A 24,634-nucleotide genomic window follows, 5' to 3' on the forward strand; every position below is an offset into this window, starting at 1 on the left:
GGCGCCGGTCCACGTCGGCGCGATCCGCTCGGCGATCGCGAGGTGGAGGGCGGTCGGAGCCTCGAGAGACGCCAGGGCCTCGGTCAGCCCAGCGCGAGACCAGGGAGCCGTGTTGCGGGCGGTAGGCGAGGGGCGGCAATGAGGCTCGCTTGCGTCAGGTCAAACGGCGCGGCTCCACCCTTGGCGGCACTCGCCGCGGGCCTTTGCTCGTGTCGCGATGCGTCTGCCTGCCGAAGTGCCGGTCGCCGAAAATGCCCAGGCCCGCCCGAGGGCGGGTGATCGGTTCCGCTTGCCCCGGCGGAACCTTCGGTCGCGCTGCCACGGACTGGATGAACTCGGTGTAGTTCATTCGGATCCCCTCTCAAACCCGGATTGCGGCGGGTACCCACGCGCCCGCCGGGGTCAACCCGCGCTCACCCGCCCTCAGTCCGAGGGTGGCGGAGGGCGGTGGGTGATCCGGCGGGTCACTGGAAACTGGTACAGGCCGGCGCTGGTGACGGCGTAGAAGACGGGCAGGAGGAGGAAGATGGCGAGGCCGACCAGCGGCGCCACCAGGTAGCCGACCACCCCCGCCAGGACGTACAGAACGACCCCGGCGAGGGCGCGAAACCGCTCGACGCGGAAGAACGCGTCCTTGACCTGTTCCTTCAGCAGGTCGGGGTTCTGTGCCAGGTAGTGGTAGAACGCCAGCCAGGTCGCGCACAGCGACGCGCCGATCAGCGCGTAGAAGGCGATGGCCACACGTTGGTCCGCGTTGTCGTGCTCCTGCAGCGCGTGCGACACGACGATGGTCGGAAACGGCAGCAGCGCCGTGGTGAACAGCACGAACAGGTTCATCCAGTGCAGTCCGCGATCGGCCTGCTGGATGCGGTTGAACGCCGCCTTGTGGTTGAGCCAGACGACGGCCACGTACGAGTAGGACGCGAGATACGCGACATACGACGGCCACTGGTGGAGTAGTCCGGACAGGAGGCGGCCGGGCGGGACGTCCGGCACCCGGAGGTCCAGGACCAGCAGCGTGATGATGATCGCGAAGATGGCGTCGCTGAACGCCACGGCACGGCTGGTGTCCGACCGGGTGCCAAGGTCCGTCTCAGGCCCGCTCACCAGGCGTGCCTACCCACGAACGGCCCAGGTAAGCGGCCGGGGCAGCAGCAAGGGCCTCATCGCGTTCCGTCTCGTGGCCAGCCCGGCGCCCGGCGTTGCTGGTGCCGCCGATGGCTACGCGGCCGCGGCTCGTCCGCCAGACGCACTGACGGTGATGGCCGGCGCCGGCGAGACCGAGACGGGCAAGGTGCTGCGGTGGGAATTGAGCTAGGAACCGGAGGCCCTGCAGATGGTCGGCCGTCTGCAGGGCCCGAGGTAACCGCAGGTGTCAGGCCGAGCGGCCGCCTCGTAGGACGATTCGGGTCAATTGGCCGGTGCGGGGGCGAGGCGATAGGACCTGCCCCACTTTCCCGGCCACGAGCGCTCACCAGACGAGTCGCTGTTCGTGCACAAGCCGGGTGCAGTCTGTTTGGGGTTCGAGTTACCCCGGCATTCAGCGCCTCGAAACAGGGTTTGACCTCGAGTGACGGGTTTGGTCGCAGGTCGGGATCGACATGAAGCGATCCCCCACCTGGGCTCCGCGCTGTCGGTGCCATCCCGATCGACTGGCAATCACCGTACCTGGACCGGGTGGGCTCCGGGTCGTCAACGACCGCCCGGTGCCGGACACTCCATCACGGACACGCCTCACGGATGGGCACAGCCCAAGCTGCCGTCCACCTCTCTAGCTGAATGGCACACGCATCGACCCGACCCCTGCACTAATACTCCAACGTCACTTCGCCTGCCTGCGCTGGTAGTGGATCCGGCGGGCTCGGGCTTGGGATGTTCGTCGCCAGGTAGACCAGTGCAGGGTGTGCGCTGGTGGTAGCGGCAGGGTGAGGACGAGGGCGTTGAGGAGTCGGCGGATCTCGGCGACGGTCAACGCGATGATTTCCGGGTCTGCGTCGGGCTGCTGCACGGCGAGGATGGTCAGGACGGCCAGGGCGAGCATGGCCAGGGTGATGAGTCGGTGCCAGCCGGTCCAGCCGCGGACTTGGTAGTGGTCCAGGCCGATCTGGCCTTTGCCGGTCTGGAACAGTTCCTCGATGCTCCAGCGGGAGCCGGCCACGCGAACGAGGGTGTGCAGGGGCACTGGCCGAGGTGACCAGCACAGGTGGCCGTCCTCATATCCACGCCACGCCCAACGCGGGGCATCCGAAGGTTCGTTGGCTACTGCTGGCTGTCGCGTCACTCTGCCACAAGAATGACGAGCGTGATCAGCGATCTTCTTGCTGAAGTGGCCGAGACCCTGGACAGGACGACTCGCGTCCGCGTCTTCGACTCGACCGGGCCGGGTGAGCCAACTCGCAAGCGGCGCAACCGTCGTCCGGTCCTCGCTGACCAGCGTGACCCAGAGGCGCTGATGCAACTGCGAGTAGCGCTGGTACTGCGACCAGACACCGAGGTCATGCACTGGATGCAGTGGCCCGATCTATGGCTCGAACTGCTCGGACATGATCATGAGCGGTTGACCATGATCGGTCTCCTTCGTCCCGGCTGGCTCAGGCTGGACACCGACGGTGACCTGGAACTGCAGAATCCGACGGCCATCGTGCAGTGGTTGACCCGCTGGGCCCCCACAGCAGCGGCAACGATCGCCGAATGAGGCCATCTCGTCCACCGTCGGCCCATACACGCTGGAGTAGGCCAACCGCCGGAGCCAAGTGACGTTGGAGTACTAATGCCGATTGCGAATGTGGCGGTGGCGAGCGGCGAAGGCGGTCGTGGCGGCCTTGGCCGATCAGCTAGTGCAGCACCGCGTCAGTTCGCGGTCAGGCGCCCGCCGAGCTTTCGGCCGATCAGCCCAGCCCGATAGGCGGCCCCGCAGCGGGGTGATGCCCTTTGCCACCAGGCCGCGGCCACGGGACCAGGCCTGCCCGAGGGCATGCGTGGGACCTACCGGGCGGACCTGGCTGGCCTGATCGCTCACGCCGCCATCTCATGGCGGTCATCCATTGAACTGCACCGCCGAAGGTCGTGGGTGTCGGGCCGATGGCCGGTGTATAGCTTCTGCCTGCTCCTCAGTTTCCGCTCTCCGGCGACCCCAGCTTTTGTAGGTTGGCGAAAGAAACGTGCCTCCGCTCCCCGAGGGGCGTGCCGAAGGAGGCAGACGCGTGAGGCCCAGCCCGCTCCCCCGGATCCTCCGCCGGCGCGGCGAGCCTGACTATCCGACGTTCCTGGAGCTCTTCTTCGACCTGGTCTACATCTTCATGCTCTCCCGGCTCTCGGCGGGGCTGGCCGGGGACCTGACCGTCCGGGGTGCCGCCGAGACCGCCGTCCTGTTGCTGGCCGCCTGGTGGGTCTGGGTTCTGACCGCCTGGCTCACGGACCTGTTCAACCCGCGGCTGCCGGTCATCCAGGCCACCGTCCTGGCGGTCATGCTCGGCACCCTGTTGATGGCGATCGCGGTGCCGTACGCCTTCGCCGAGTACGGCTGGCTGTTCGTCGCGGCGTACTTCGGCATCCATCTCGTCCGCGACGCCGTCCTCATCCCCGGTACCCGGGTGAATCGTCCGATCCAGGCCCGGAGCATCCGGGTGTTCTTCTGGTTCGGCGTCACGGCGCTGCCGTGGGTGGCCGGGGTGTTCGTGCACGGAACGGCCCGGCTGCTGCTCTGGTCGGTCGCGGTGGCGGTCGACCTGGGGTCGGCCCGGATCGGCTGGCCGACGCCGAAGCTTGGCCGCACCGAACTGGCCAGTCAGATCTTCACCGGCACCCACCTGTCCGAGCGGCATCGAGAAATCTTCATCATCGCCCTCGGCGAGCTGATCCTGAGCGGCGGCATCGGGCTGGCCGGCAGCGGCTTCCAGGCCGGCCGGGTGGCCGCGGGCTTCGTCGGCTTCGCCAGCGCCGTCGTGCTCTTCCAGCTCTACTTCCAGCGGGTACGGCAGCTGCTGGCACCGCCCGCCGTCACGGTGGTGGAGCGGGTCCGGCCCGGCACCTCGACCTCATACACCCACCTGGTGATGGTGGCCGGGGTGCTGGTCGTGTCGACAAGCGTCTCGCTGGTCATCGACCAGCCCTCCGGTGCGGCACCGGCCGCCTGGATCACCGCCATCCTGGGCGGGCCGGCGCTGTTCCTGCTCGGGAGTTGCCTGTTCGACGCCGTGGTCACCGGACGGGTCCTGTGGTCCCGGGCGCTGGGGATCGTGGTGCTGTGCGTCATCGCGCCCGTGATGGCGCTGCTGCCGCCGCTGGCCATCCTGATCGTGGCGAATCTGGTGCTGCTGCTCATCCTGGTCTGGGAGGCGCTGCCCGCGCACGCGCGGCCGGTCCGGGTGACCGTGCCGGCCGGGTGAGGGTCACCCGAGCGCCGGTGGCATCGGTGCCCGGGCGTGGCGGCGGGTGCTCACCAGGTTCGCCGCAGCGACCAGGGCCAGGATGCTCATGGCGAGCAGCGCGACCAGGACCGGCGGCAGCAGGCCCGCGGCCGGCGCCGCGCCGCCAAGCAGGACCACCCCGGCCAGCCGGGACCGGGACATCCGGCCGAAGACCGTGTAGTCCAGCGCCGCGCGGCCGACCAGGAACAGCGCCGGTCCGCCGAGGATGACCGCGGCCCACGACGGCGGCGTCTCCCCGAACGGACGCGTCAAGACGAGGTGACTCGTGACCGCCATGCCGCCGATGCCCGCCACCATGATCAGGTGAGTGACCGCGGCGGACTGCGTGAGCAGTGACGGGTTCGCCGACCGCGCGATGGCCTCGGTCAGCAGCTCGCCGGCCCGGTAGATGTAGATCCGCCAGGCCAGCACCACGGTCGTGAACACCACCAGGAGCGCCCACGCCCGGTCCAGGGTGTAGGCGCTCACGGTGAAGGTCGTCCCGATGATGAAGATGGACGCGCCGAGCGCGATGATGACGAACTGCCGGTACCGCTCGGCCACCCGCTCGCCGACCAGCCGCCACTCCTGCGGCTGCGACCGCCCGAGCTTCGGCAGCGGCCAGCCGAGCGAGGCGGCGACGTACTCCATGGCGACGGTCGCCGCCCAGACCAGGAGGCGGGTGGGGCCGGTGGCCAGCGCGCCGCCGATCCAGCCGACGGCGGCGATGGTGTACCAGAACAAGATCCGGGCGCTGCGGACGGGCTCGTTCGCACCCGGCCGGAGCAGGAGGTAGTAGACGCTCGAACCGAGGTGGATCGCCAGGTACGTGATCGCGAAGAGCAGGCCGCGCCCGTCGTACGCCTCGGGTGCCGCGGCCGCCAGCAGCAGGCTGCCGGCCGCCACCCCGATGAACTGCACCTGGACCGCGGGCCGCGTCAGGTCCAGGGCGTCGGCGGCCCACGTGGTCACCGCCCAGACCAGGGTGAACGCGAGCAGCAGGACCAGCGTCCCGCCGACGCCGGTCCAGCTCACGTCGGCGGCCAGCGTCCCGACCAGGGAGATCATCGCGAAGACGTACGCAAGGTCGAAGAAGAGTTCCAAAAACGCCGGGCGGCCGGGGTCCCGTGGGGTCGGAGCCGCCGCGTTGGCGCCGCCTTCGGTCACCATCGACGTCCCTCCGGACCTCCGCACGTTCTCGCCTGATCACACCCTACGGGCACCGGCCGGGCCGCAGGCTCGCCATCGGTGTCATCCCGCTACCTACGTGCCGCCGTTAGGCGGTCAGGCCCGTGGGCCGGCGAGCATGTCGGGCGAGACCTGCCACATGTCGCGCGGAGAAGTCGATTGCCGGGCCGCCGAGCCCTACGGCTCATCGTTGTTCGCCGTCAACATCACTGCAGGATCTGATCCGAGGCCGGATCGCTGGCGGAAGTTCCGGCAACGCTCACCCGTAGAACACCAACACCTGGTCCGCGATGCACGCAGGCGTGGTCTCGCCCTCGATCTCCACCTTCACTTGCACCACCACGCGGGCGCCGTTGGACAGGGGTCGGGCCTGCGTAAGCGTGGCCACGCCGCGGACGCGCGAACCGACCAGCACCGGCGTGCGGAACGGACCTGGTTCAAACCACCGTTGACCACCAGGCGGACGCCGTTGACGTGGATCAGTTCGGACAGGAAGGCGGAGCAGAGCGAGAGCGTGAGCGCGCCGTGCGCGACGGTCTTCCCGAAGGGGCTCTCCGCAAGGGCGCGCCGCTCGTCGACGTGAATCCACTGATGGTCGCCGGTGACGTCCGCGAACGCGTTGATCCTGCCCTGGTCGATGACCTGCCACTGGGTGGTGCCGAGCAGCTCGCCCTCGTGCTTGAGGAACGCGGCGACGCTCTCGTACGTCCTCATGCGCTCCCCGTTCCCCCCTGGTTCATTCATGGTCATGGGCAGCGGACGATCTGCCCGGCGTACGACAGTCCTCCGCCGAAGCCCAGCAGCAGCACCGGTGCACCGGGCTGGAGCTCTCCGCGTTGGAGCAGCTTCGACAGCGCGATCGGGATGCTCGCCGCCGAGGTGTTGCCCGACTCGGTGACGTCACGGGCAACGACGGCCTTCGTCGCCCCGATGCGCTGTGCGACTGGCTCGATGATGCGCAGATTGGCCTGGTGCAGGACGATGCCGCCGAGATCGTCCGGCGTCATGTCGGCGGCGGCGCAGATCTGGCGGGCGATGTCGGGCAGCGTGGTGGTGGCCCACCGGTAGACGCTCTGTCCAGCCTGGGTGAACTTGCGATCGCCCTCGATGACCACGGCCTCGCCCATGTCTGGGTAGGAGCCCCACACCACCGGGCTGATCTCGGGCTGCTCGGCGGCGGTCAGCACCACCGCGCCAGCTCCGTCACCGACCAGCACGCACGTCGTCCGGTCGGTCCAGTCGGTGAAGTCACTCAGCCGCTCCACGCCGATCACCACCGCGTTCGTCGCCGAGCCGAGCCGAACGGCGCCGTCAGCCGTGGCCAACGCGTGGGTGAACCCGGAACAGGCGACGTTGACGTCGATCGTCGCAGGTGACGGCATGCCGAGCCGACGCGCGACCCGGGCGGCGATGTTGGGACTGCGATCGACCGCCGTGCAGGTCGCCACCACCACCAAATCGACCGCCTCGACGGCCACGCCGGCAGCTCGCAGGGCCGACTCCGCCGCCTCGGCCGCCATCAGGTCGAGCGGCTCGGCGGGCCCGGCGATCCGCCGTTCCCGGATGCCGACCCGACTGCGGATCCACTCGTCGCTGGTATCCACCATCGTGGCGAGGTCATGGTTGGACAGCACTTTCGCAGGCTGGTAGTGACCTGCGCCGACGACCTTCGAACCGCGCACCAGCGCCTCCCTCTAGCCCAGGCCAAGATCAGTGGGTAGACGTTGTCTACCATCGCTGCGTAGACGATGTCTATGCCGTGGGTTCGGCGGGCAACTTGGAAGGCGGTGCGAGTAGACGTTGTCTACTCGCACCTGGTAGACAGCGTCTATGCAAGTTGACGAGGGCCTCCGCGAACGCCTCATCCGTGTCGGCGGCGAACTGCTCGACAACGAGGGCCCGTCCGCGTTGTCGCTGCGAGAGATCGCCCGACGCGCCGGCGTCTCGCACGGCGCGCCGCGCCGCTACTTTCCCACCCACCTGGAGTTGCTGTCGGCCATCGCCCGCGACGGGTTCACCGACCTCGCCAGCCGGGCGAACTCCGCCCTGGCCGAGGCGGCTGGCGACCCACGCGCCCGGGTCGCCGCGCTCGCTCGGGTCTACCTGGACTTCGCCGCCACCCGCCGCGGCCATTACGAGCTGATGTTCCGCCACGACCTGCTGGAGAGCGGCCATCTGAGACTGCGCGACACCAGCCTGCCACTGTTCCAGCTCCTCACCGACCTGGTCGCGCAGGCCCGGCCCGAGCCCGAGCCGCCAGCCCAGGTCGTCGCAGGAGCACTCTGGGCCAACCTGCACGGCATCGCCCAACTGTGGAGCTGGGGCAGCCTCACCCTCGCGACCGGCGCCACCGATCCGAGCGCCTTGCTAGACGCCACTCTCACCGCCCACCTCGGACCCGCCGCATGACCCGCACCCCACCGCTGTACGCGCTGGCCCAGCACACCATCGGCCGATACCTCCGCCACTCCTGGCGTCCCACGGTCACGGGCCTCGGTCACCTCCCCGACTCCGGGGGCGCGATCCTGGCCGCCAACCACCTGTCGATCGCCGACCAGTTGTTCCTCGGAATCCTGACGCCCCGGCACATCGCCTTCTGGGCCAAGGCCGAATACTTCCGCTCCCCCGGACCCCTCGGCCACCTCACCCGGCAGGTTGTCGCCGGCATGGGCGCCATCCCGGTCGAGCGGGGCGGCGGCCGGGCGGTCCTCTCGGCGTTCGACGCCGCCGTTCCCGTACTCCGCTCCGGCGGCCTGGTAGCCATCTTCCCCGAGGGCACGCGATCCCCCGACGGGCGCCTCTACCGTGGCCGCACCGGCGCGGTCCGCCTCGCCCACCAGGCCGGCGTCCCCATCATCCCGGTCGGCATCCGCGGCACCGACCGCGTACGTCCGACCGGCGCGCGCCTTCCCCGGCGCCACCCGATCAGCATCACCTTCGGACCAGCCATCCCCGTGCACATAGAGGCGCCGGCGGACATCCGCCGGCTCACCGACACCGTGATGGCCACCATCCAGTCCCTCACCTCTCAGGAGTACGTGCAGCACTACGCCCGGACTTGACCGCAACACGCCTTCCCGCACGAGGCACCGGAGTCGCCACCGAGCCCGAACGAAGAATCAGGTGTGCACACTGTCGCGGTCCTGGCGCTGGCCATGGTCGGTGAGCGACCGGACCGGCCGATGTGCGTACATCAGGACTCCGCTGGCAGTCGCGCCTCGTGCCCGCTGCGCGCCACGCTTACAGGCCCAGGATGGCCCATGCCGGCCCGGGGGTTAGAAGAAGGTCGCGCCGCCCGCTCTTTTGCATGTCGGCGGGGCGGCTATCGTCAGCGCATGCCGCCAAAGGTGATCTTCTTCGACCTCGGAGGTGTGGTCTGCCGGTTCCGTCCAGAGCGGCGACTGGCCGCTCTCGGTGAGGCGTGTGGGGTAAGTGCAGCGCAGGTCGAGAGCGTGCTGTACGCGTCCGGGCTCATCGAACGATGGGATCGCGGCCTCGGCTCGTCGGCGGAAATCCACCGCACAGTTCGGGAGGGTCTGGGATACCGGGGGGATCTCACGACGCTCCACGAGGTCTGGTGCCGTGCCTTCGAGCCGGATCCGCAGGTGCTGGAACTGGTGGACGGCCTGCGCCCGCTGCGAACGGCCCTGCTCACGGACAACGATCCTCTGCTTCTGGATGCGCTCCCGGATGTGCTCCCCCACGTTGCCTCCCGCTTCGATGCCCTGCTCTTTTCTTGCCGGCTTGGAGCTACCAAGCCCGATCCGGGCGTGTTCAACCGGGCACTTGACCTGATGGGCAGCGCCCCGAGCGAGGCGGTGTTCATCGACGACAAGGCCGCGAACGTTGCCGGCGCCCAGGAGTTGGGCATCACCGCGATACGGTTCACCGGCCCCGCTGCGTTGGGCGCTGCGCTGGACAGGCTCCTGGCCCCGTAAGCGCCGACAATGCCGGGCGACCGGCTGCGGTGCGGGGTGTGGCTTGTGGGGAGCTGACCGCAGGGACGACAGCGGCCACCGGTGACCCTCGGTGCGTGAAGAGCGTGCTGGTGGAGGTTGGCCGCGAGTTCCCCCATCCCCGATAGTTACCAAGGACTGCGTCGTCCGGTCGGCGTCAAGGGTGGCCGTAGGCCATCGTCGCGCCGACGCGCAGCGCCCTTGCCGCCGACCGGGTGGCCTAGAGGATCAGGCACGCGGGGGCATGGGTCACACCCTGGTCCTCGTCGTCATCAAACCGCGGGCAGTGCCCCCGTGACTCGAAGGTAAGCAGCTCTGCTGCGCGGCAGCGATGGCCCCGCCGTCGAAGGAGAACAGCCCCGATGGCGATCGTCCCCGGCCCAGCCCTTTGGCTCTCTGGTCCCACAGCACGGCCGGCCGGCCTCAATCACCAACGGCACCTGACGACGCAGGTCAGGGAGCGACGCCGTTGCACTTGATCATCGCGCAGCGACGGGAAGCATCTATTCCGGGCAGCGACGCTTCGTGCTGCATCGCGCCTGCCAGCTCGGGTCCAATCTCCGCGCCGGGTAGCTCGCGGTAGCCAAGTGACCGGTAGTAAGGGCCGTTCCAGGGCACGTCGCGAAATGTCGTCAGGGTCGTCGCTGGCCGATCGTTGCGCCTGCCCCATGCCTCGAGGTGCGATATGAGCCGGCGGCCGATGCCCCGCCGACCGTGAGTGGGCGCCACCGACACCTGCTCTATGTGGGCATTACCGTCCAGCACCCTTGCCACGATGTAGCCGGCAATCTTCCCGTCTTCCTCGGCAACCCAGATCAGCCCTTGCTGCTGACTCCGACTCAGGGCCTGCTGATCGGGGACATGGGCGGCCACCTCCGACATGCCAACCGAGTGGAAGAGCTCGCCCGCCTGCCCCTCGAGCAGGGCCACGTCATCGAGCTCCGACTGTCTTGCCGAACGGATCAACAGGGAAGCCACATCCTCAGCTTTTCTCAGAGGGAAGACGTGCCTGTCATCGCCACGTGAGTGCGCCCGCAGGCGCTCAGATGTCCCGACTGTGACCGAGGGGTCGGGCAGGAGTGGCGCTGGATTTGTCGGGCTCGTAGGCCTGCCGTGTCCCAGCTGGCCAGGGTAGGCGGATCGCTGAGTGTGCTACGAACCGAGCCATGTCCACTACCCGTCCCTGCTGCAAACTGCGCTTCTAGGCAGCTCAACCGCTCCAGCGCCGACTCCGCGGCCGGCCACCCGTTCCGGTGGCCGGCCGCGGGGCCGGAGGCTACGCCGTGCCGTTGAGCGAGGCGGCCAGCGCCTCGGCGAACCCGGTGTCGGCGGGCGCGCCGCTCACGCCGATGCGCCAGGTGCCGCCCGGGAGGTCGCCCACCGGCAGTGACCGCCCGCCCGGCTGCCACAGGGGCTGCCAGGCGATCGAGCCGCTCGGTCGGTTGAACCACCGGTTGTCCTCGCTCCAGGCCGACCCGTCCCGGTACGCGACCGCCAGCGTGGTCGCGTCGTCCGTGGCGAGCGTCCACCGGGTGAAGCCCGCCGCGTCCCCGTCGCGATCGGCGCCGGCCGGGTCCGCGAGCCGGGGCAGGGTCGAGTCGAGGTTCCAGGCGGCCTCCCAGACCGGCGCGCTGGTCGGGCCGGTCACGTGCCAGGTGAGGTCGATGTCCACCGTGGTCGGTGCGAACCGGAAGCGCCAGTCGACGGTCACCGGTTCGTCGCCGAGCGGGATTCCGGCCAGGAGCACGTCCGTGCCGTCGGGAGACACGGTCACGTTCCGGGCGGCCCCCGCCGTGTCGGTGGGTCCGAAGGTGCCGACCGCGAGGTAGGGCGCCGTGGAACGGAACGACGAGTCCGTCACGGGCCGGTACGCGCCTTGGCCGGTCGGGTCGGCCTCGTAGGAGACCAGCCGGGACTCCGGCGCGGTCTGCACGACGGCCCGGTAGTAGGGCGTACTGACCAGCCGCCCCTTCGTCACCACCGGCGTACGCCAGTTCAGCGGCGCCAGCCAGAGCCCGCCCTGACCCCAGCCGGCGCCCGTGACGTACCACTGGCCGGTGCCGGAGTCGTCCTTGACCACCTCGGCGGCGTGGGCCTCGATCCGGCCGGCGAGCTGGTCGACGGTGAAGTGGAACGGGTCCTCGCTGCGGTACACGCGGGTGTCCTGGTAGCCGCTCTCGCAGCAGACGAAGAGATACCACGAGCCGTCGCGGTGCACCACGAACGGCGACTCGGTCGGGCCACCGAAGGTGCCGGTGGCCGGGTGCTCGAAGGCCGTCCGCCGGCCGCTCCAGTGCACGAGGTCGCGGCTCGTGCGGTAGGCGACGATGTGGTGGCCACCGGCCGGCGTGCTGTTGGCGGTGTAGTACATGACCCACTGGTTGCCGACGCGGGTCACCATCGGGTCCCGACCGTCGAAGCCGTCGGTGAAGAGCGGGTTGCCCGGGTGCCGCGTCCAGGTCGTCAGGTCCTTGGACGTGGCCAGGTGCATCCGGTACGCCTCGTGGTCGGCGGTGCCGCCCGCGTAGAACATGTAGTAGGTGCCGGCGTGGAACAGCACGTACGGCGCCCAGATGTGCGTCTCCCCCGCGCTCGGGTCGGCCGCCAGGGCGAACGGCTGCTTCGTCCAGGGGCCACGGGGTGACGGCGCCGTGGCATGGCCGAAGAACTTCTCGTCCAGCGGGTTGGCCGGCTCGGCGTGGGTGATCGCGAAGACGTGCCACAGGCCGGTCGCGCGGTCACGCACCATGGTGTGGTCGTTGTAGTACCAGCGCTCGTCCTCGCCGACGCTGGGGTCGTACACGTTCACGAACTCACCGGCGGTGACCTGGACGGACCGGTTCTCGTAGGGCTGGTTGCTCGGCGCGGTGCTGTCGGCGGCCCGGGCCGGCGCCGGGGCCACGAGCAGTCCCAGACCGAGGGCGAGCAGCGCGGACAACCGGCCGACGCGGGACGGTGGGCGGGGCATGCGTTCCTCCAGGGGTCGACGGGTGGCGAGGGGGTGCGCCGGACGGGCGCGCGGCCGCGCCGGTCCGCCGCCTGCCTCCGGCGGCGGACCGGCGCCCGGCCCTACTGCTTGCCGCCGAGCGTGGTGTAGACCTCCGCGGCGTTCTCCTTGGTGATCTGCTGGGTGCCGAGGGTGGTCGTCTTCGGGACGTCCTTGGCGCAGTCGACGAGGATCTTCTTGGCCAGGTCGACCGCCTCGCGCCCGCCGGTCGGGTACTGGAACGTGGCCTGGAGGCGGCCCTGCTCGACGGCCTTGATGCCGCCCGAGGGGACGGGCAGCGCGTCGATCCCGGTGAACTTGATCGCGGATTCCTTGCCGGCCGCCTTCGCCGCCAGGTAGGCACCCTCCGCCATCGGGTCGTTGTGCGCGTACACCGCGTCGATGTCCGGGGTCGACTTGAGCATCGCGTCCATGACGCTCTGCCCCTTCTCGCGCAGCCACTCGGCGGTCTGGCTCGCCACGATCTTGATCTTCGGGTTGCTGGCGATGCCCTCGCGGAAGCCCTGGGCGCGCTCGGCGGCCGGGGTGGAGCCGGGCAGGCCGGAGATCTCCACGACGTTGCCGCCCTGCGGCAGCAGCGTCTTCGCGTAGTACTCCCCCGCCGCCTTGCCGATCGCGACGTTGTCGCCACCGATGAAGGCCGTGTACGCGTCACCCTCGACCTTGCGGTCCAGCACGATGACCGGGATTCCCTGGTCGTGGGCCTTCTTGACCACCGCGGTCAGCGGCTTCGCCTCGTTCGGCGAGATGATCAGCAGGTTGATGCCCTGGGAGAGGAAGTTCTCCACGTCGGCCACCTGCTTGCTGTTGTCCTGGGCCGCGTCCGAGACGACCACCTTGAAGCCGGGCACGGACTTCGCGGCGTTGCTCACGTCGTCGTTCATGACCTGCCGGTACGGCTCGGCGTTGTTGGCCTGGGACATGCCGATCAGGAAGTCCTTGCCGCTGCCGCACTTCGCCGAGGCGTCGGAGCTGCCGCTGCCGGGGTCGTCCTCGACGCTGCACGCCGAGGTGGCGACGAGCGCGGCCAGCGCCAGGATCGTGGCCGCTCTTCGGGCGTAACGCATGGTTTCCTCCAGTGGGTGGTGGGTCAGGCGATGCGGGGGCGTAGCTTCTGCAGCGCGGCGGCAGCGACGATGACCAGGCCCTTGACGACCAGCTGCACGTTCGCGTCGATGTTGTTGAGCGCGAGGATGTTGTTGAGGATCCCGAGCAGCAGGGCGCCGGCGATGGTGCCGCCCATGGATCCACTGCCACCGGCGAGGCTCGTCCCGCCGATGACCACGGCCGCGATCGCGTCGAGCTCGTAGCCGGCGCCGTCGTTGGGGCTGCCCTGGTTGAGCTGCCCGGCGTGGATGATCCCGGCCAGCGCGGCGAGCAGGCCGGAGATCGCGAACACGGTGATGCGGACGCGGCGCACCGGCACCCCGGAGAGCCGGGCGGCCTTCTCGTTGCCGCCGATGGCGTAGACGTGCCGGGCGAAGGCCGTGGTGCGCAGCACCAGCAGCGCGCCGACGCCGATGGCGAGGAACAGCAGCGCCGGCACCGGGAGGACGCCGTTGATGGACCCGCTCAGCGTCGAGAACGCCTCCGGGGCCTCCTGCGGCCCGTCACCGTAGGCGATGGGGATGCCCAGGCCGCCGGACCACATCCGGGCGATGCCCCGGGCCGCCTGCAGGCCGGCGAGGGTGACGATGAACGACTGGATGCCGAGCCGGGCGACGAGCGCACCCTGCGTGGCGCCGAACGCGGTGCCGATCAACAGCACGATCAGGACCGTCGGCAGGATGCCCATGCCGCTGTCGACCATGAGGGTGGCCGAACCGACCGCGGCGAGCCCGAGCACCGCCCCGACGGAGAGGTCGATGCCGCCGATCAGGATCACGAACGTCATCCCGACCGCGATGATGCCGATCTCCGAGACCGCCCGGACGATGTTGGCGAGGTTCCCGGAGCTGAGGAAGACGCTCTCGCCGTTGCGGACGGGCGACACGGCGATCGCGATGATGAAGACGGCGGCCAGGCCGAACAGGCTCTGGAAGCGGAAGAAGCTGTCGACGATCGCGTGCCGGTCCCGCGGCAGTCGGATCGGCCCGCGGCGGGGCGGCGTCTCGCGCGGCGCCTCGGCGACGGAGGTGGGGGTGGGCGAGTTCATCGGGCCTCCTTGGCATCGTCCCCGTTGGCCGCGGCGAGGATCGCTTGTTGGGTGGCGGCCGCGCGGGGCAACGCGGCCACGGTGTGACCGCGGTGCAGGACGACCACCCGGTCACAGAGGCTGAGCAGCTCCGGCAGTTCGGACGAGGCGAGCAGAATCGCCATGCCGGTGTCGGCGAGTTGGTGCAGCAGCCGGTAGATCTCGGCCTTGGCCCCGATGTCGACGCCTCTGGTCGGTTCGTCGAGCAGCAGCAGCCGCGGTCGCGTCAGCAGTTGCTTGGCGAACACGACCTTCTGCTGGTTGCCGCCGGAGAGCGTGGCGGTGGCGACCGCGGGCGAGGCGGCCTTCACCGCCAGGGCGCTGAGCTGCCCGGCCACCGTCCGCTTCACCGCCTGCCGGCGGACGAGGCCGAGCGTCGTCAGCGTCGACAGCGCGGAGAGCACGACGTTGTCGCTCACCGAGTGCTCGAGCATCAGTCCGGCGCCACGCCGGTCCTCGGGGACGAACGCCACCCCACGCGCCAGGGCTGACCGTGGGCCGTGCGGGCGGTACGGGCGGCCGTCGAACGTCACCTGGCCGGCCCGGCGGCCGGAGCCGCCGGCGCCGAAGAGCGTCTCGAGCAGTTCGGTGCGGCCCGCGCCCATCAGCCCGGCGAGTCCGACGATCTCGCCGGAACGCACCGTGAGGTCGACACCGGCCGGCTCGGTCCGCCCGGGTGTCGGCCGGCGTGGCGTCACGGCGAGTCCGCGCACGTCGAGCAGCACGTCCCCGGGCTCGTTGCGCCCCTCGCCGTAGAGCGCGTCGACCGACCGGCCGACCATCAGCTGGATGATGTCGTCGCGGGAGGCGGCCTTCGGGTCGACGCTGCCCGCGACGCCGCCGTTGCGCAGCACGGTCACCCGGTCCGCGACGACCTCGATCTCCGCCATCCGGTGCGAGATGTAGACGATGCCGACGCCGGCCCGGCGCAGCTCCGCGATCGTCGCGAAGAGGCGTTCGACCTCGGCGTCCGCCAGGGCGGCGGTCGGCTCGTCCATGATCAGCACCCGCGCGTTCAGCGACAGGGCGCGGCCGATCTCGACCAGTTGCTGCTCGCCGACGCGCAACGACCCGACGAGCCGCCGCGGTTCGAGGTCGGCGCCGAGCGTACGCAGGTGGTCGGTGGCCTGCCGGCGCATCCGCCGGAGGTCGACGGTGCCCATCCGGGTGCGCGGCTCGCGGCCGAGGAACATGTTCTCCGCGATGGAGAGCCCGGCCACCAGGTCCAGCTCCTGGTGGATCGTGGCGATGCCGGCCCGCTGGGCGTCGGACGGGCCGGCGAAGCTCACCGGCCGCCCCTCCAGCTCGATGGTGCCGTCGTAGTCGGTGATCACGCCGGAAAGGATGTTGATCAGGGTCGACTTGCCGGCGCCGTTCTCGCCGAGCAGCGCGTGCACCTCACCCGCCCGGACGGTGAGGTCGATGTCGCGGCAGGCGTGCACACCGCCGAACCGCTTGCCGATGCCGGTCATCCGGACCAGCGGGCGTTCTGTCATGCGGCACCTCGTCAGTCGTCTGCGGGTCTGCTGCGGGTCGGGCCGGAGCCGCCGGGCCCGGTGCGGGCCCGGCGGCTCCGGTCGGTCACGAGAGGAGCCGCGCCTCGACGTAGTCGAGCCCGGCCAGGTAGCCGACCGCCGCGGCGGCCTTGCCGGTCACGGTGAGCGTGAGCGTGTGCCGGCCCGCCGTCAGCTCCCGCTGGCCGTAGTCGAGCGGGTCGCTCACGACCACCTCCGGCGAGTGGTACGCGTCGAAGGCCGGCCCGATCCGGGCCCCGTCGATCGCCACCGTGTTGGTGCCGTAGTCCCGGGCCAGCGTCTGCACGAGGCGCAGGTCGTAGGTCCCGGTGGTGGGCACGGTGAAGTTGACGGTGACGCTCTGGTTCGGCCCGTTGGCGTGGAACCACAGCTGCGCGCTCTGCGACCAGTGGATGCCGCAGCAGTCGCTCTGCGGGTCGGCCGGCGCGTCGGCGCTGACCGCGGGCAGGAGCGATTCGCCCTCGATCCGCAGCGTGTCGCCGGTGCTGGCCGAGGCGGTCGGCGAGTACGGCCCGGCGTTGCCGGCCGCGTCCACCGCCCGCACCCGGTAGTACCAGGTCTCGCGCAGCCCCAGACCCGCGTGCTCGAAGCTCGGACGGGTCGTGGTGCCGACGCGGTTGCCCGGTCCCGGCGTGAAGTCCGCCTGGCGGGAGGCGAACACCTCGTACCGGGGGGCGTAGACGTCGTCCGGGGCCGGCCGCCAGGTCAGTGTCACGGCGTTGGTCGTGCCGCTGGTGGCGGTGAGCCCGCTGACCGCGCCCGGCCGCGTGTGGTCGGTGAACGGCGTGACCAGGCTGAGCACCGCGTACCGGGCCGCGGACCAGGCCGGAGCGCCGGCGGTGGGCGTCAGGGTGACGGTCACCGCGTCCCGGCCGCGGGTGAGCGCGGCCGGGAGCCGGTACTCGTCCTCCAGCCACCGGTGCGACGCGTTGGCCAGCGGCTGCGACCAGGTGCCGGCGTCGCGCCCGTCGACGCCGACCGCCACCGACTGGTACCCGGCCGACTGGTCGCCGACCCGGCGCAGGACCGCGCCCGCGTTGTCCTCGTCGAGGGTCACCCGGAACCGGATCGGTTCGGTGGAGGCGCGGAGGTCGTCGGTCACCGGTCGGGGCGCGCCGTCGTCACCTTCGAAGGTCGACGTGAGCACCGTCCGGTCGCCGCCGGAGGCGTACCGGTGGGCCGTCTCGCTGGCGGTGTCGCCCACGTCGACCGTGTCCGTCCAGCGCTGCCCGAGGGTGTCCTGGCCGTACCAGTACGCCGTGGAGCCGTACCGGGCCGGGTCCTGGTCGCCCGGGCCGTGCTCGATGCCGAACCGCAGTCCGGTCGAGAACGCCACCGACTCCGCGAGCATGAGCCGGTACGCGCCGGTGCAGTCGTACCGGCAGCCGTAGTCGGCGATCTCGTGGGCCGGGTTGCCGTTCATGGGCGCGGAGAACGTGCCGTGGTTGAAGTACCAGCCGCTCTCGTAGAAGTCCTCGGTGCCGGTGCCGTGGATGCTCGGGCTCTGCGCGCCGTCCACGTAGACGCGCTCGTCACCCTCCAGGTAGTTGCGCTGGTTGCCGGCGGGGATGTGCCCCTCCATGGTGTGAGTGACCCCCACGAACTTCCCCCGTCCGGCGACGTCGAGGAAGAGGTGGTCCGCTCCCGGCGTGGTGTCGGCGCTGGTCGCGGTCGCCCGGAAGTAGCCGGTGTCGCCGGTCGGCCGCAGGGCCGCGGCCCAGCGGGCGGAGCGCTCGGTGGTCACGGTGGCCACCGACGGCTTGATCGCCACGTCGGATCCGTTGCGCAGCTCGATCGTCCAGCGCGACCGGTAGGGCATCGGCCACCAGGCCGACAGGGTCGCGGTCGCCGGGTCGACGCCGAACATCAGGGACCGGACGGCGTGCAGCCCGAGGCCGGTGCCGAAGAACTCGCCGAGTAGCGCGTCCACGGTGGTCTTTCCGTCGAACGAGATGCGCAGCCGGGTGTCCCGCAGCACCGCGTCGGACGCGGCGACGGCCGCCTTGCGGTCGTCGTCGGCCGGGTAGGACGAGGTGTTGCTGCCCTGCCAGGTCTGCGCGGTGATCCGGTAGCCGTGCGCCGCCTCGACGTCGGTGTGCGCCGGGCCCACGTCGACGGTGTCGGTACGCGTCGCGGTGCCGGAGACGAGGCTGTCGACCCAGTACGTGAACTCGTTGACGTCGAGGTCGGACGAGATGAACTCGTTGCGGATGGTCAGCTTCGACTTGCCGGCCGTGGCGCTCGCCGGCAGGTCGACGCTCTGGTCCAGCCAGGTGCCGAACGGCACCGGGTCGTTGGCCGGCCACTCGGCGACCGGTGCCCCGTCGACCAGGATCCGCGCCCGCTGGTGCCCGATGTGCGGGTCGAGCCGGCGGGTGAGCCGTACGCCGGTGTTGGCCGGGTCGACGGCGACGGTGAACTCGCTGCCGCCGCCGGCGCCGAAGGCGCGGCCGTCGTCGGCGATCGGCTGGGGCGCGCCGACGAGCTGCGGGATCTTCAGCTGGAGTGCCGTGATCGCGCCGGGGCCCACGCCACTGGCGAGGGTCGTCCGACCGCCCGCGGGGACGGCGAAGGTGCGCTCGGCCGTCGCGGCGCCCGGCTGGGCGGGCTTGGGGTCGCGGGTGCCGGCGGCCTTGAGCTGCGCGATGACGTCCTCGGCCCGGTCGGTGGGGTCGAAGGTGCGGACGCCGTCGGAGGTGGTGAACTTCCGGTAGGAGACGTGGTAGAAGATCGGGTTCTTCTCGGTGGTGACCCGCATCGAGCTGCGGTAGGTCATCGGTGCCTTGATGTAGACGCCCCCGGAGCTCTGCGCCGCGTTGGCGACCACCGGGTAGACGAAGGGAGCACCGAGCTTGCCGTCCACGACGTCCTGGAGCTTGGCGTCGAGCACGGTCTTCCCGTCGAGGACGACGGTGATCCTGCCCGTGGCGGAGACGTTGCCCTCGTCGCGGGTGAACCAGATGGAGTCGATCTCGCCGGCGCCGGCGGCCTCGGCGATGACGCAGCCGTCGGCGCTGGTGCGCAGGCAGGAGTACTGGCCGGAGAAGCCGTCGTCGTTGCCGCCGCTGCGGTCGAAGCTGGAGAACTGGTAGGCCCGGGAGCCGTCGGTGAGTTCCGGGAGCCGGTCGAGCCGGCGGTAGACGTCCCAGCCGACGGGGCCGTTCGTGGTCGCTCCGGTGGAGGCCGAGGCGGGTCCGGTGAGGCCGACGACGGCCGAGCCGGCGACGAGCGTCGCCGCGGCGGCGGCACCGAGCAGCCGCCGGAGCGAGGTACGTGGTGCGCGGGTGGTGGGTGTCATGAATCGCCTTTCCACATCGGTGGGTGGGGCGGGCCGTGATATGCGGCAGACAAGGAATCGATTTCTCGCTGCGGTTGCGATCAGGTTAGGCAGCCGTTGCGCGGCGGTCAATCCTCCAGTGCTGACCGGCGAGGTCGGCGGCGCTTCGACGTTGACAGCCCCACCGGCCGCTCCTATGGTCCTCGATCAGAACCGAGCAAACGATTTCTCGCTCACAAACGCGCACCGCGACCCCGCGGCGCGCGGGGAGGGGGCAGCCGTGCCCCGACTCGTCGTCCTCACCGGATTCCTCGGCGCGGGCAAGACCACGACCATGCTGGCCGCCGGGCGGCTGCTCACCGCACGCGGCGGCCGGGTCGCGGTCATCACCAACGACCAGGGCAGCGACCTCGTGGACACCCACCTGGCCCGGGACGCCGTGCCCGACGTCGGCGAGGTGACCGACGGCTGCTTCTGCTGTCGCTTCGAGGACCTCGCCGACCTGGTGACCGACCTGCTCGACACCGGGCGTGCGGACACCATCCTGGCCGAGGCCGTAGGCAGCTGCACCGACCTGCAGGCGACGGTCGTCCGCCCCCTGCGGGCCCGCTACGGCGACCGCCTGACGCTGGCCCCCCTCACCACGATCGTCGATCCGGCGCGCGTCGGCGTGCTGGACGGCGACCTCGGCTACCTGTTCGACCGTCAACTCGCCGAGGCGGACCTCATCGCGGTCAACAAGTCCGACGCCCTGCCCCGCGCCGCGTTCGGCGCGCTCCTCGACCGGATCCGGCGCGGCTACCCCGGCGCGGGCGTCCTCGGCTACAGCGCGAGCCTCGGCGAGCACCTCGACGATCTCGTCGCGCGGTGGACCGACGAGCGACCGCGCGACCGGGACGTGGACCTGGACGTCGACTACGACCGGTACGCCGCGGCGGAGGCGCGGCTGAGCTGGCTCAACCAGGTATGGCAGGTGTCGGCCGGCGACGGGTTCTCCCCGCGACGCTGGGCACACGTCGCCCTCGAGTCGCTCTCCGCCGCCTGCGCCCGGCGGGGAGACGTCATCGGTCACGCCAAACTCGCCATCCAGTCGCCCGCCGGGCGGATCCGCATGAGCGTCGTGGCCGCCGGTGACCCGCCGCGGCACGAGCCCGCCGGGCCCGACGGACCGCCGGTGGCCCGGGCCACCGTGCTGCTCAACGTCCGCGCCACCTGCCCGCCGGAGGACCTCGAATCACTGGTACGGGCCGCCGCCTACGACGCCGACCTCGCGGCCGGCGCCGCCGCACGGCCCGGCCCGGCGAACGCCTTCGCGCCGTCCTACCCCCGCCCCGTGCACCGTCTCCCGGCCACACCGGCCTGACCGTCAGGAGCACCCATGGCAGAGCATCCGTACGACCAGTGCTGTCCCGGCAACGCCTGCGGCCCGAACCGCCGGCAGTTCCTCACCCTCTCCCTCGGGCTCACCGCCGGCACCGTACTCGCCGGCTCCCGGGCCGAAGCCGCCGCCGCCCTCGGCGTACCCGAGAACCGGCTGATCGGCGTACCGGTCGACAAGGCGCTGCCGCCCGACTGGTCCGCGGCGTTGTACCGCCGGGGCGAGCCCACCAGCTACACCGGCGCCGACCTGCGCTGGCTCGGCATGCCGGTCGGGGGCGGCGCCACCGGCCAGCTGTACCTCGGCGGCGACGGGCGGCTGTGGAACTGGGACATCTTCAACCGACCGGCGGCCGGCACCACCGACGTCGGGTACGCGAACCCTCGGCAGCCCGCCTCGCCCCTCCGGCACGGTTTCGCGCTGCGGACCCGGTCGGGCGGGCGGGTCCAGACCCGCGCGCTCGACGCCACCGGCTTCGACCAGGTGCGGTTCACCGGGCAGTACCCCATCGGCACGGTCCGGTACCGGGCCGCCGACGCTCCGGTCGAGGTGACCCTGGAGGGGTTTTCGCCGTTCGTACCGCTGTCGGTCGCGGACTCGACGCTGCCGGCGACTGTGCTGGTCTACACCCTGCGCAACACCTCGCACCGAACGGTGGACGCGACGCTGCTCGGCTACGTCGAGAACCCGGTCTGCCTGGACACCAGGACACAGCGCGGGATCACGCTGCGGTCGACGGCGTTCGGCGACCGGTCGCTGCGCGGGGTCCGGTTCTCGGCCGCCGAGCAGACCGAGACGGCCGACCGCCCCGACGTCGTCTTCGAGGACTGGGAGCGGGACACCTACGACGGCTGGACCGTCGAGGGCACCGCCTTCGGCGCCGGCCCGGTGCAGGTCTCCGAGATACCGGACTACATGAAGGGTGGCGGGCCGCTCAACGCGACCGGACAGCGACTCGTCACCTCGCACGACTTCCGCGGGGCCGACGGCGACATCGGCCGGGCCGACGCGCCGACCGGCAAGCTCACCAGCGCCCCGTTCACGGTCTCGCGCAAGTCGATCCGGCTGTCCGTCGGCGGCGGCAACCACCCCGGCCAGACCTGCGTCAACGTGCTCGTCGACGGCGCGGTGGTCGCCACGGCGACCGGCCGCAACGCCGAGGCGATGCACAGCGTCTACCTGGACGTCTCCGCACACGAGGGGAAGTCCGCGGTCATCGAGATCGTCGACGCCCACACCGGCGGGTGGGGGCACGTCAACGTCGACCGGATCGTGTGCACCGACGTGGCGCCCCGCCCGGAGATCGTGTTCGAGGACTGGGAGCGCGACACCTACGACGGCTGGACCGTCGAGGGCACCGCCTTCGGCGCCGGCCCGGTGCTGGTCTCCGAGGTGCCGGACTACATGAAGCGCTTCGGCGATCTCGGTGCGTCGGGGCAGCGGTTCGTGACCTCGCACGACTTCCGCGGCTCCGGCGGCGACACGGGCCGCGCCGACGCCGCCACCGGCACACTGACCAGCCGACCGTTCACCGTCGAGCGCCGCTACGTCAACGTGGCCGTGGGCGGCGGGAGCCACCGCGGCAGCACGTGCGTCAATCTCCTGGTGGACGGCGCCCTGGTGGCCAGCGTGGCCGGCCGCGACGCGGAGCCGGTCAGCGTGGCGACGATGAACGTATCCGCCTACCAGGGGCGCACGGCGGTGATCGAGATCGTGGACACGGACACCGGCGGGTGGGGGCACGTCAACGTCGACCGCATCGTGTTCAGCGACGTGCCGACGGACACCCGGCCGCTGGACCAGGTGCCCGACAACGGCACGCTCGTCCTCGCCGCGCTCGACGGTCGGGCGGTGACGCGCCCGTCGCTCGCCGGGTGGGACAGTCTCGACGAGGTGTTCGCGGCGGAGGCCGGCCCCACGGAGGTGGACGGTTCGCTGGCCGGGCAGGCCGGGTCGGTGAGCGTGGCGGTCCGCCTCGCGCCCGGCCAGAGCCGCACCGTGCGATTCGTGCTCGGCTGGCACTTCCCCGTGCCGGACCGGGTCTCGCTGGGCTTCCTGCGCGGCTCGGACAGCCTGCGCCGGCACTACGCGACCCGGTTCGCCGACGCCCGCGCGGTGGTGGAGCACGTCGCCCACGACCTCGACCGGTTGGAGGCCGACACCCGCGCCTGGGTGCAGACCTGGTACGCCGACGCCACCCTGCCGCACTGGTTCCTGGAGCGCACCCTGGCGCCCGCGTCGACGCTCGCCACCAACACCTGCTACCTGTTCGACGACGGGCGGTTCTACGGCTGGGAGGGCGTGTACTGCTGCCCGGGCACCTGCGAGCACGTGTGGAACTACGCCCAGTCCATCGCCCGGCTCTTCCCCCAGCTGGAACGCGACACCCGCGGCAGGGTGGACCTCGGCATCGGATTCCACCCGGACACGGGCCAGATCGGCAACCGCGCCGAGGCCGACATGGGCTGGGCCACCGACGGGCAGTGCGGGACGATCCTGCGCTGCTACCGGGAACACCTCACCGCGCCGGACGACACCTACCTGCGGGTGAACTGGTCCCGGCTGCGGCGCGCGCTGGAGTGGATCATGGAGCACGACGTGGGCCCGGACGGCACGCTCGACGGCCCGCAGCCGAACACGCTCGACACCACCTGGTACGGGAAGATCGCCTGGATCACCGGCATGTACGTCGCGGCGCTGCGGGCGGGGGCGGCGATGGCCGACGAGGTGGGCCAGCCCGAGTTCGCCGACCGGTGCCGGGTCCTCGCCGATTCCGGCAGCCGGTACCTGTCCACGGAACTCTTCAACGGCGAGTACTTCATCCAGGAGGTCGACCCGGCCCACGCCGATGCGATCAACAGCAATCGGGGGTGCCACATCGACCAGCTCTTCGGGCAGAGCCTCGCCGGTCAGCTCGGCCTCCCCCGTGTCGTGCCCGCGGAGCAGGCGGTCAGCGCCCTGGAGAGTCTCTACCGGTACAACTTCACGCCCGACCACGCCGACTACCGGGAGGACAGCGTCATCCCGGGCGGCCGCTGGTTCGCGATGGACCACGAGTACGGCATGCTGATGACCACCTGGCCGCACGGCGGCGCCGACACCGCGGCCGGGAACCCGGCGAGCTGGGCCGCCATGTACTTCAACGAGGTGTGGACGGGCCAGGAGTACCAGGTCGCGGCACAGATGCTCCAGGAGGGCCTGGTCGAGGAGGGGCTCACCCTCACCCGGGCGGTGCACGACCGGTACGCCGCGGGCAAGCGCAACCCGTACAACGAGATCGAGTGCGGCGACCACTACGCCCGGGCCATGGCCAGCCACGGCGTCTACCTCGCGGCCTGCGGATTCGAGTACCACGGCCCCCGCGGCCACATCGGGTTCGCGCCCCGGATCAGCCCCGACAGGTTCGCCGCCGCGTTCACCGCGGCGGAGGGGTGGGGCCTGTTCCAGCAGGAGCGCCACGGCGGGCACCTCACCGGCACGGTGGAGGTGCGCTACGGACGCCTCCGGGTGTCCAGCATCGCCCTGGCGGTGACGCGTTCCCCGGCACGGGTGACGGTGCGCCTGGGCAGTCGCACTCTGCCGGTGCGTGACTGGTCGTGCCGGGACGGGCGCATTCTCGTTACCTTGGACGCCGAGGTCGTGGTCGGTCGGGGAGACGCCATCCAGGTGATGCTCAACGGCTGAACGTGC

The 24,634-nt window shown here is 71.0% G+C and carries 17 protein-coding genes and 1 pseudogene; 7 read left to right on the top strand and 11 right to left on the bottom strand.

The window, feature by feature from the left end; translation table 11 throughout:
- Nucleotides 1–423 precede the first annotated feature (423 nt).
- On the bottom strand, nucleotides 424–1,056 hold the full coding sequence (locus ACZ6PY_RS19635; RefSeq protein ID WP_466074091.1) for a TMEM175 family protein: 633 nt from the start codon (nucleotides 1,054–1,056) through the stop codon (nucleotides 424–426).
- 766 nt (nucleotides 1,057–1,822) lie between these two features.
- Nucleotides 1,823–2,206 (bottom strand): annotated as a pseudogene (locus ACZ6PY_RS19640) (IS701 family transposase); the annotation flags it as partial.
- Between the two features lie 96 nt (nucleotides 2,207–2,302).
- Here ACZ6PY_RS19640 and ACZ6PY_RS19645 point away from each other — a divergent pair.
- Nucleotides 2,303–2,695: a hypothetical protein gene (locus tag ACZ6PY_RS19645; RefSeq protein WP_466074093.1), complete on the top strand. Its 393-nt coding sequence runs from the start codon at nucleotides 2,303–2,305 to the stop codon at nucleotides 2,693–2,695.
- 508 nt (nucleotides 2,696–3,203) lie between these two features.
- Entirely contained in the window at nucleotides 3,204–4,388 is a 1,185-nt protein-coding gene (locus ACZ6PY_RS19650; RefSeq protein ID WP_466074095.1) for a low temperature requirement protein A, read from the top strand.
- A gap of 3 nt (nucleotides 4,389–4,391) precedes the next feature.
- On the opposite strand, the gene ACZ6PY_RS19655 is transcribed toward ACZ6PY_RS19650, so the two are convergent.
- From ACZ6PY_RS19655 to ACZ6PY_RS19665, 3 genes are all read right to left on the bottom strand, one after another.
- Nucleotides 4,392–5,579: a low temperature requirement protein A gene (locus ACZ6PY_RS19655; protein WP_466074097.1), complete on the bottom strand. Its 1,188-nt coding sequence runs from the start codon at nucleotides 5,577–5,579 to the stop codon at nucleotides 4,392–4,394.
- Between the two features lie 345 nt (nucleotides 5,580–5,924).
- Nucleotides 5,925–6,311 (bottom strand): MaoC/PaaZ C-terminal domain-containing protein, encoded by a 387-nt coding sequence (locus ACZ6PY_RS19660; protein WP_466074099.1) that lies wholly within the window; start codon nucleotides 6,309–6,311, stop codon nucleotides 5,925–5,927.
- A 32-nt stretch (nucleotides 6,312–6,343) separates the two neighbouring features.
- A complete protein-coding gene (locus ACZ6PY_RS19665) occupies nucleotides 6,344–7,279 on the bottom strand; it encodes a beta-ketoacyl-ACP synthase III (RefSeq protein ID WP_466074101.1) in 936 nt (311 codons plus the stop codon).
- A gap of 148 nt (nucleotides 7,280–7,427) precedes the next feature.
- Between ACZ6PY_RS19665 and ACZ6PY_RS19670 the strand changes: the two genes are divergently transcribed.
- The 3 genes from ACZ6PY_RS19670 to ACZ6PY_RS19680 all read left to right on the top strand — a co-directional run bounded on the left by ACZ6PY_RS19670 (nucleotide 7,428) and on the right by ACZ6PY_RS19680 (nucleotide 9,535).
- On the top strand, nucleotides 7,428–8,006 hold the full coding sequence (locus ACZ6PY_RS19670) for a TetR/AcrR family transcriptional regulator (protein ID WP_466074103.1): 579 nt from the start codon (nucleotides 7,428–7,430) through the stop codon (nucleotides 8,004–8,006).
- Nucleotides 8,003–8,659, top strand: coding sequence for a lysophospholipid acyltransferase family protein (locus ACZ6PY_RS19675; protein WP_466074105.1), 657 nt, complete (start codon nucleotides 8,003–8,005; stop codon nucleotides 8,657–8,659). The genes ACZ6PY_RS19670 and ACZ6PY_RS19675 overlap by 4 nt, the downstream gene beginning before the upstream one ends.
- Before the next feature lie 273 nt (nucleotides 8,660–8,932).
- Nucleotides 8,933–9,535 carry an HAD family hydrolase gene (locus tag ACZ6PY_RS19680; protein WP_466074107.1) on the top strand — a complete coding sequence of 201 codons (603 nt, stop codon included), beginning with the start codon at nucleotides 8,933–8,935 and terminating at the stop codon, nucleotides 9,533–9,535.
- 471 nt (nucleotides 9,536–10,006) lie between these two features.
- On the opposite strand, the gene ACZ6PY_RS19685 is transcribed toward ACZ6PY_RS19680, so the two are convergent.
- The 6 genes from ACZ6PY_RS19685 to ACZ6PY_RS19710 all read right to left on the bottom strand — a co-directional run bounded on the left by ACZ6PY_RS19685 (nucleotide 10,007) and on the right by ACZ6PY_RS19710 (nucleotide 19,587).
- Complete coding sequence (locus ACZ6PY_RS19685; protein WP_466074109.1) at nucleotides 10,007–10,531, bottom strand: GNAT family N-acetyltransferase; 525 nt, start codon at nucleotides 10,529–10,531, stop codon at nucleotides 10,007–10,009.
- A gap of 298 nt (nucleotides 10,532–10,829) precedes the next feature.
- Nucleotides 10,830–12,521, bottom strand: coding sequence for a family 43 glycosylhydrolase (locus ACZ6PY_RS19690; RefSeq protein WP_466074111.1), 1,692 nt, complete (start codon nucleotides 12,519–12,521; stop codon nucleotides 10,830–10,832).
- Between the two features lie 101 nt (nucleotides 12,522–12,622).
- Entirely contained in the window at nucleotides 12,623–13,627 is a 1,005-nt protein-coding gene (locus ACZ6PY_RS19695; RefSeq protein ID WP_466074113.1) for a substrate-binding domain-containing protein, read from the bottom strand.
- 23 nt (nucleotides 13,628–13,650) lie between these two features.
- Nucleotides 13,651–14,715, bottom strand: coding sequence for an ABC transporter permease (locus ACZ6PY_RS19700; RefSeq protein ID WP_466074115.1), 1,065 nt, complete (start codon nucleotides 14,713–14,715; stop codon nucleotides 13,651–13,653).
- On the bottom strand, nucleotides 14,712–16,250 hold the full coding sequence (locus ACZ6PY_RS19705; RefSeq protein ID WP_466074117.1) for a sugar ABC transporter ATP-binding protein: 1,539 nt from the start codon (nucleotides 16,248–16,250) through the stop codon (nucleotides 14,712–14,714). Before ACZ6PY_RS19705 ends, ACZ6PY_RS19700 begins: the two co-directional genes overlap by 4 nt.
- Nucleotides 16,251–16,335: 85 nt before the next feature.
- The gene (locus ACZ6PY_RS19710) at nucleotides 16,336–19,587 is read right to left on the bottom strand and encodes a DUF2961 domain-containing protein (RefSeq protein WP_466074119.1); all 3,252 of its coding nucleotides are present in this window, start codon (nucleotides 19,585–19,587) and stop codon (nucleotides 16,336–16,338) included.
- A gap of 259 nt (nucleotides 19,588–19,846) precedes the next feature.
- Here ACZ6PY_RS19710 and ACZ6PY_RS19715 point away from each other — a divergent pair, with 259 nt between their 5' ends.
- Together ACZ6PY_RS19715 and ACZ6PY_RS19720 are read left to right on the top strand one after the other, a co-directional pair.
- Entirely contained in the window at nucleotides 19,847–20,929 is a 1,083-nt protein-coding gene (locus ACZ6PY_RS19715; protein WP_466074120.1) for a GTP-binding protein, read from the top strand.
- A gap of 15 nt (nucleotides 20,930–20,944) precedes the next feature.
- The gene (locus tag ACZ6PY_RS19720) at nucleotides 20,945–24,628 is read left to right on the top strand and encodes a GH116 family glycosyl hydrolase (protein ID WP_466074122.1); all 3,684 of its coding nucleotides are present in this window, start codon (nucleotides 20,945–20,947) and stop codon (nucleotides 24,626–24,628) included.
- Nucleotides 24,629–24,634 lie beyond the last annotated feature (6 nt).

This window comes from Micromonospora sp. NPDC048907 (assembly GCF_055586885.1).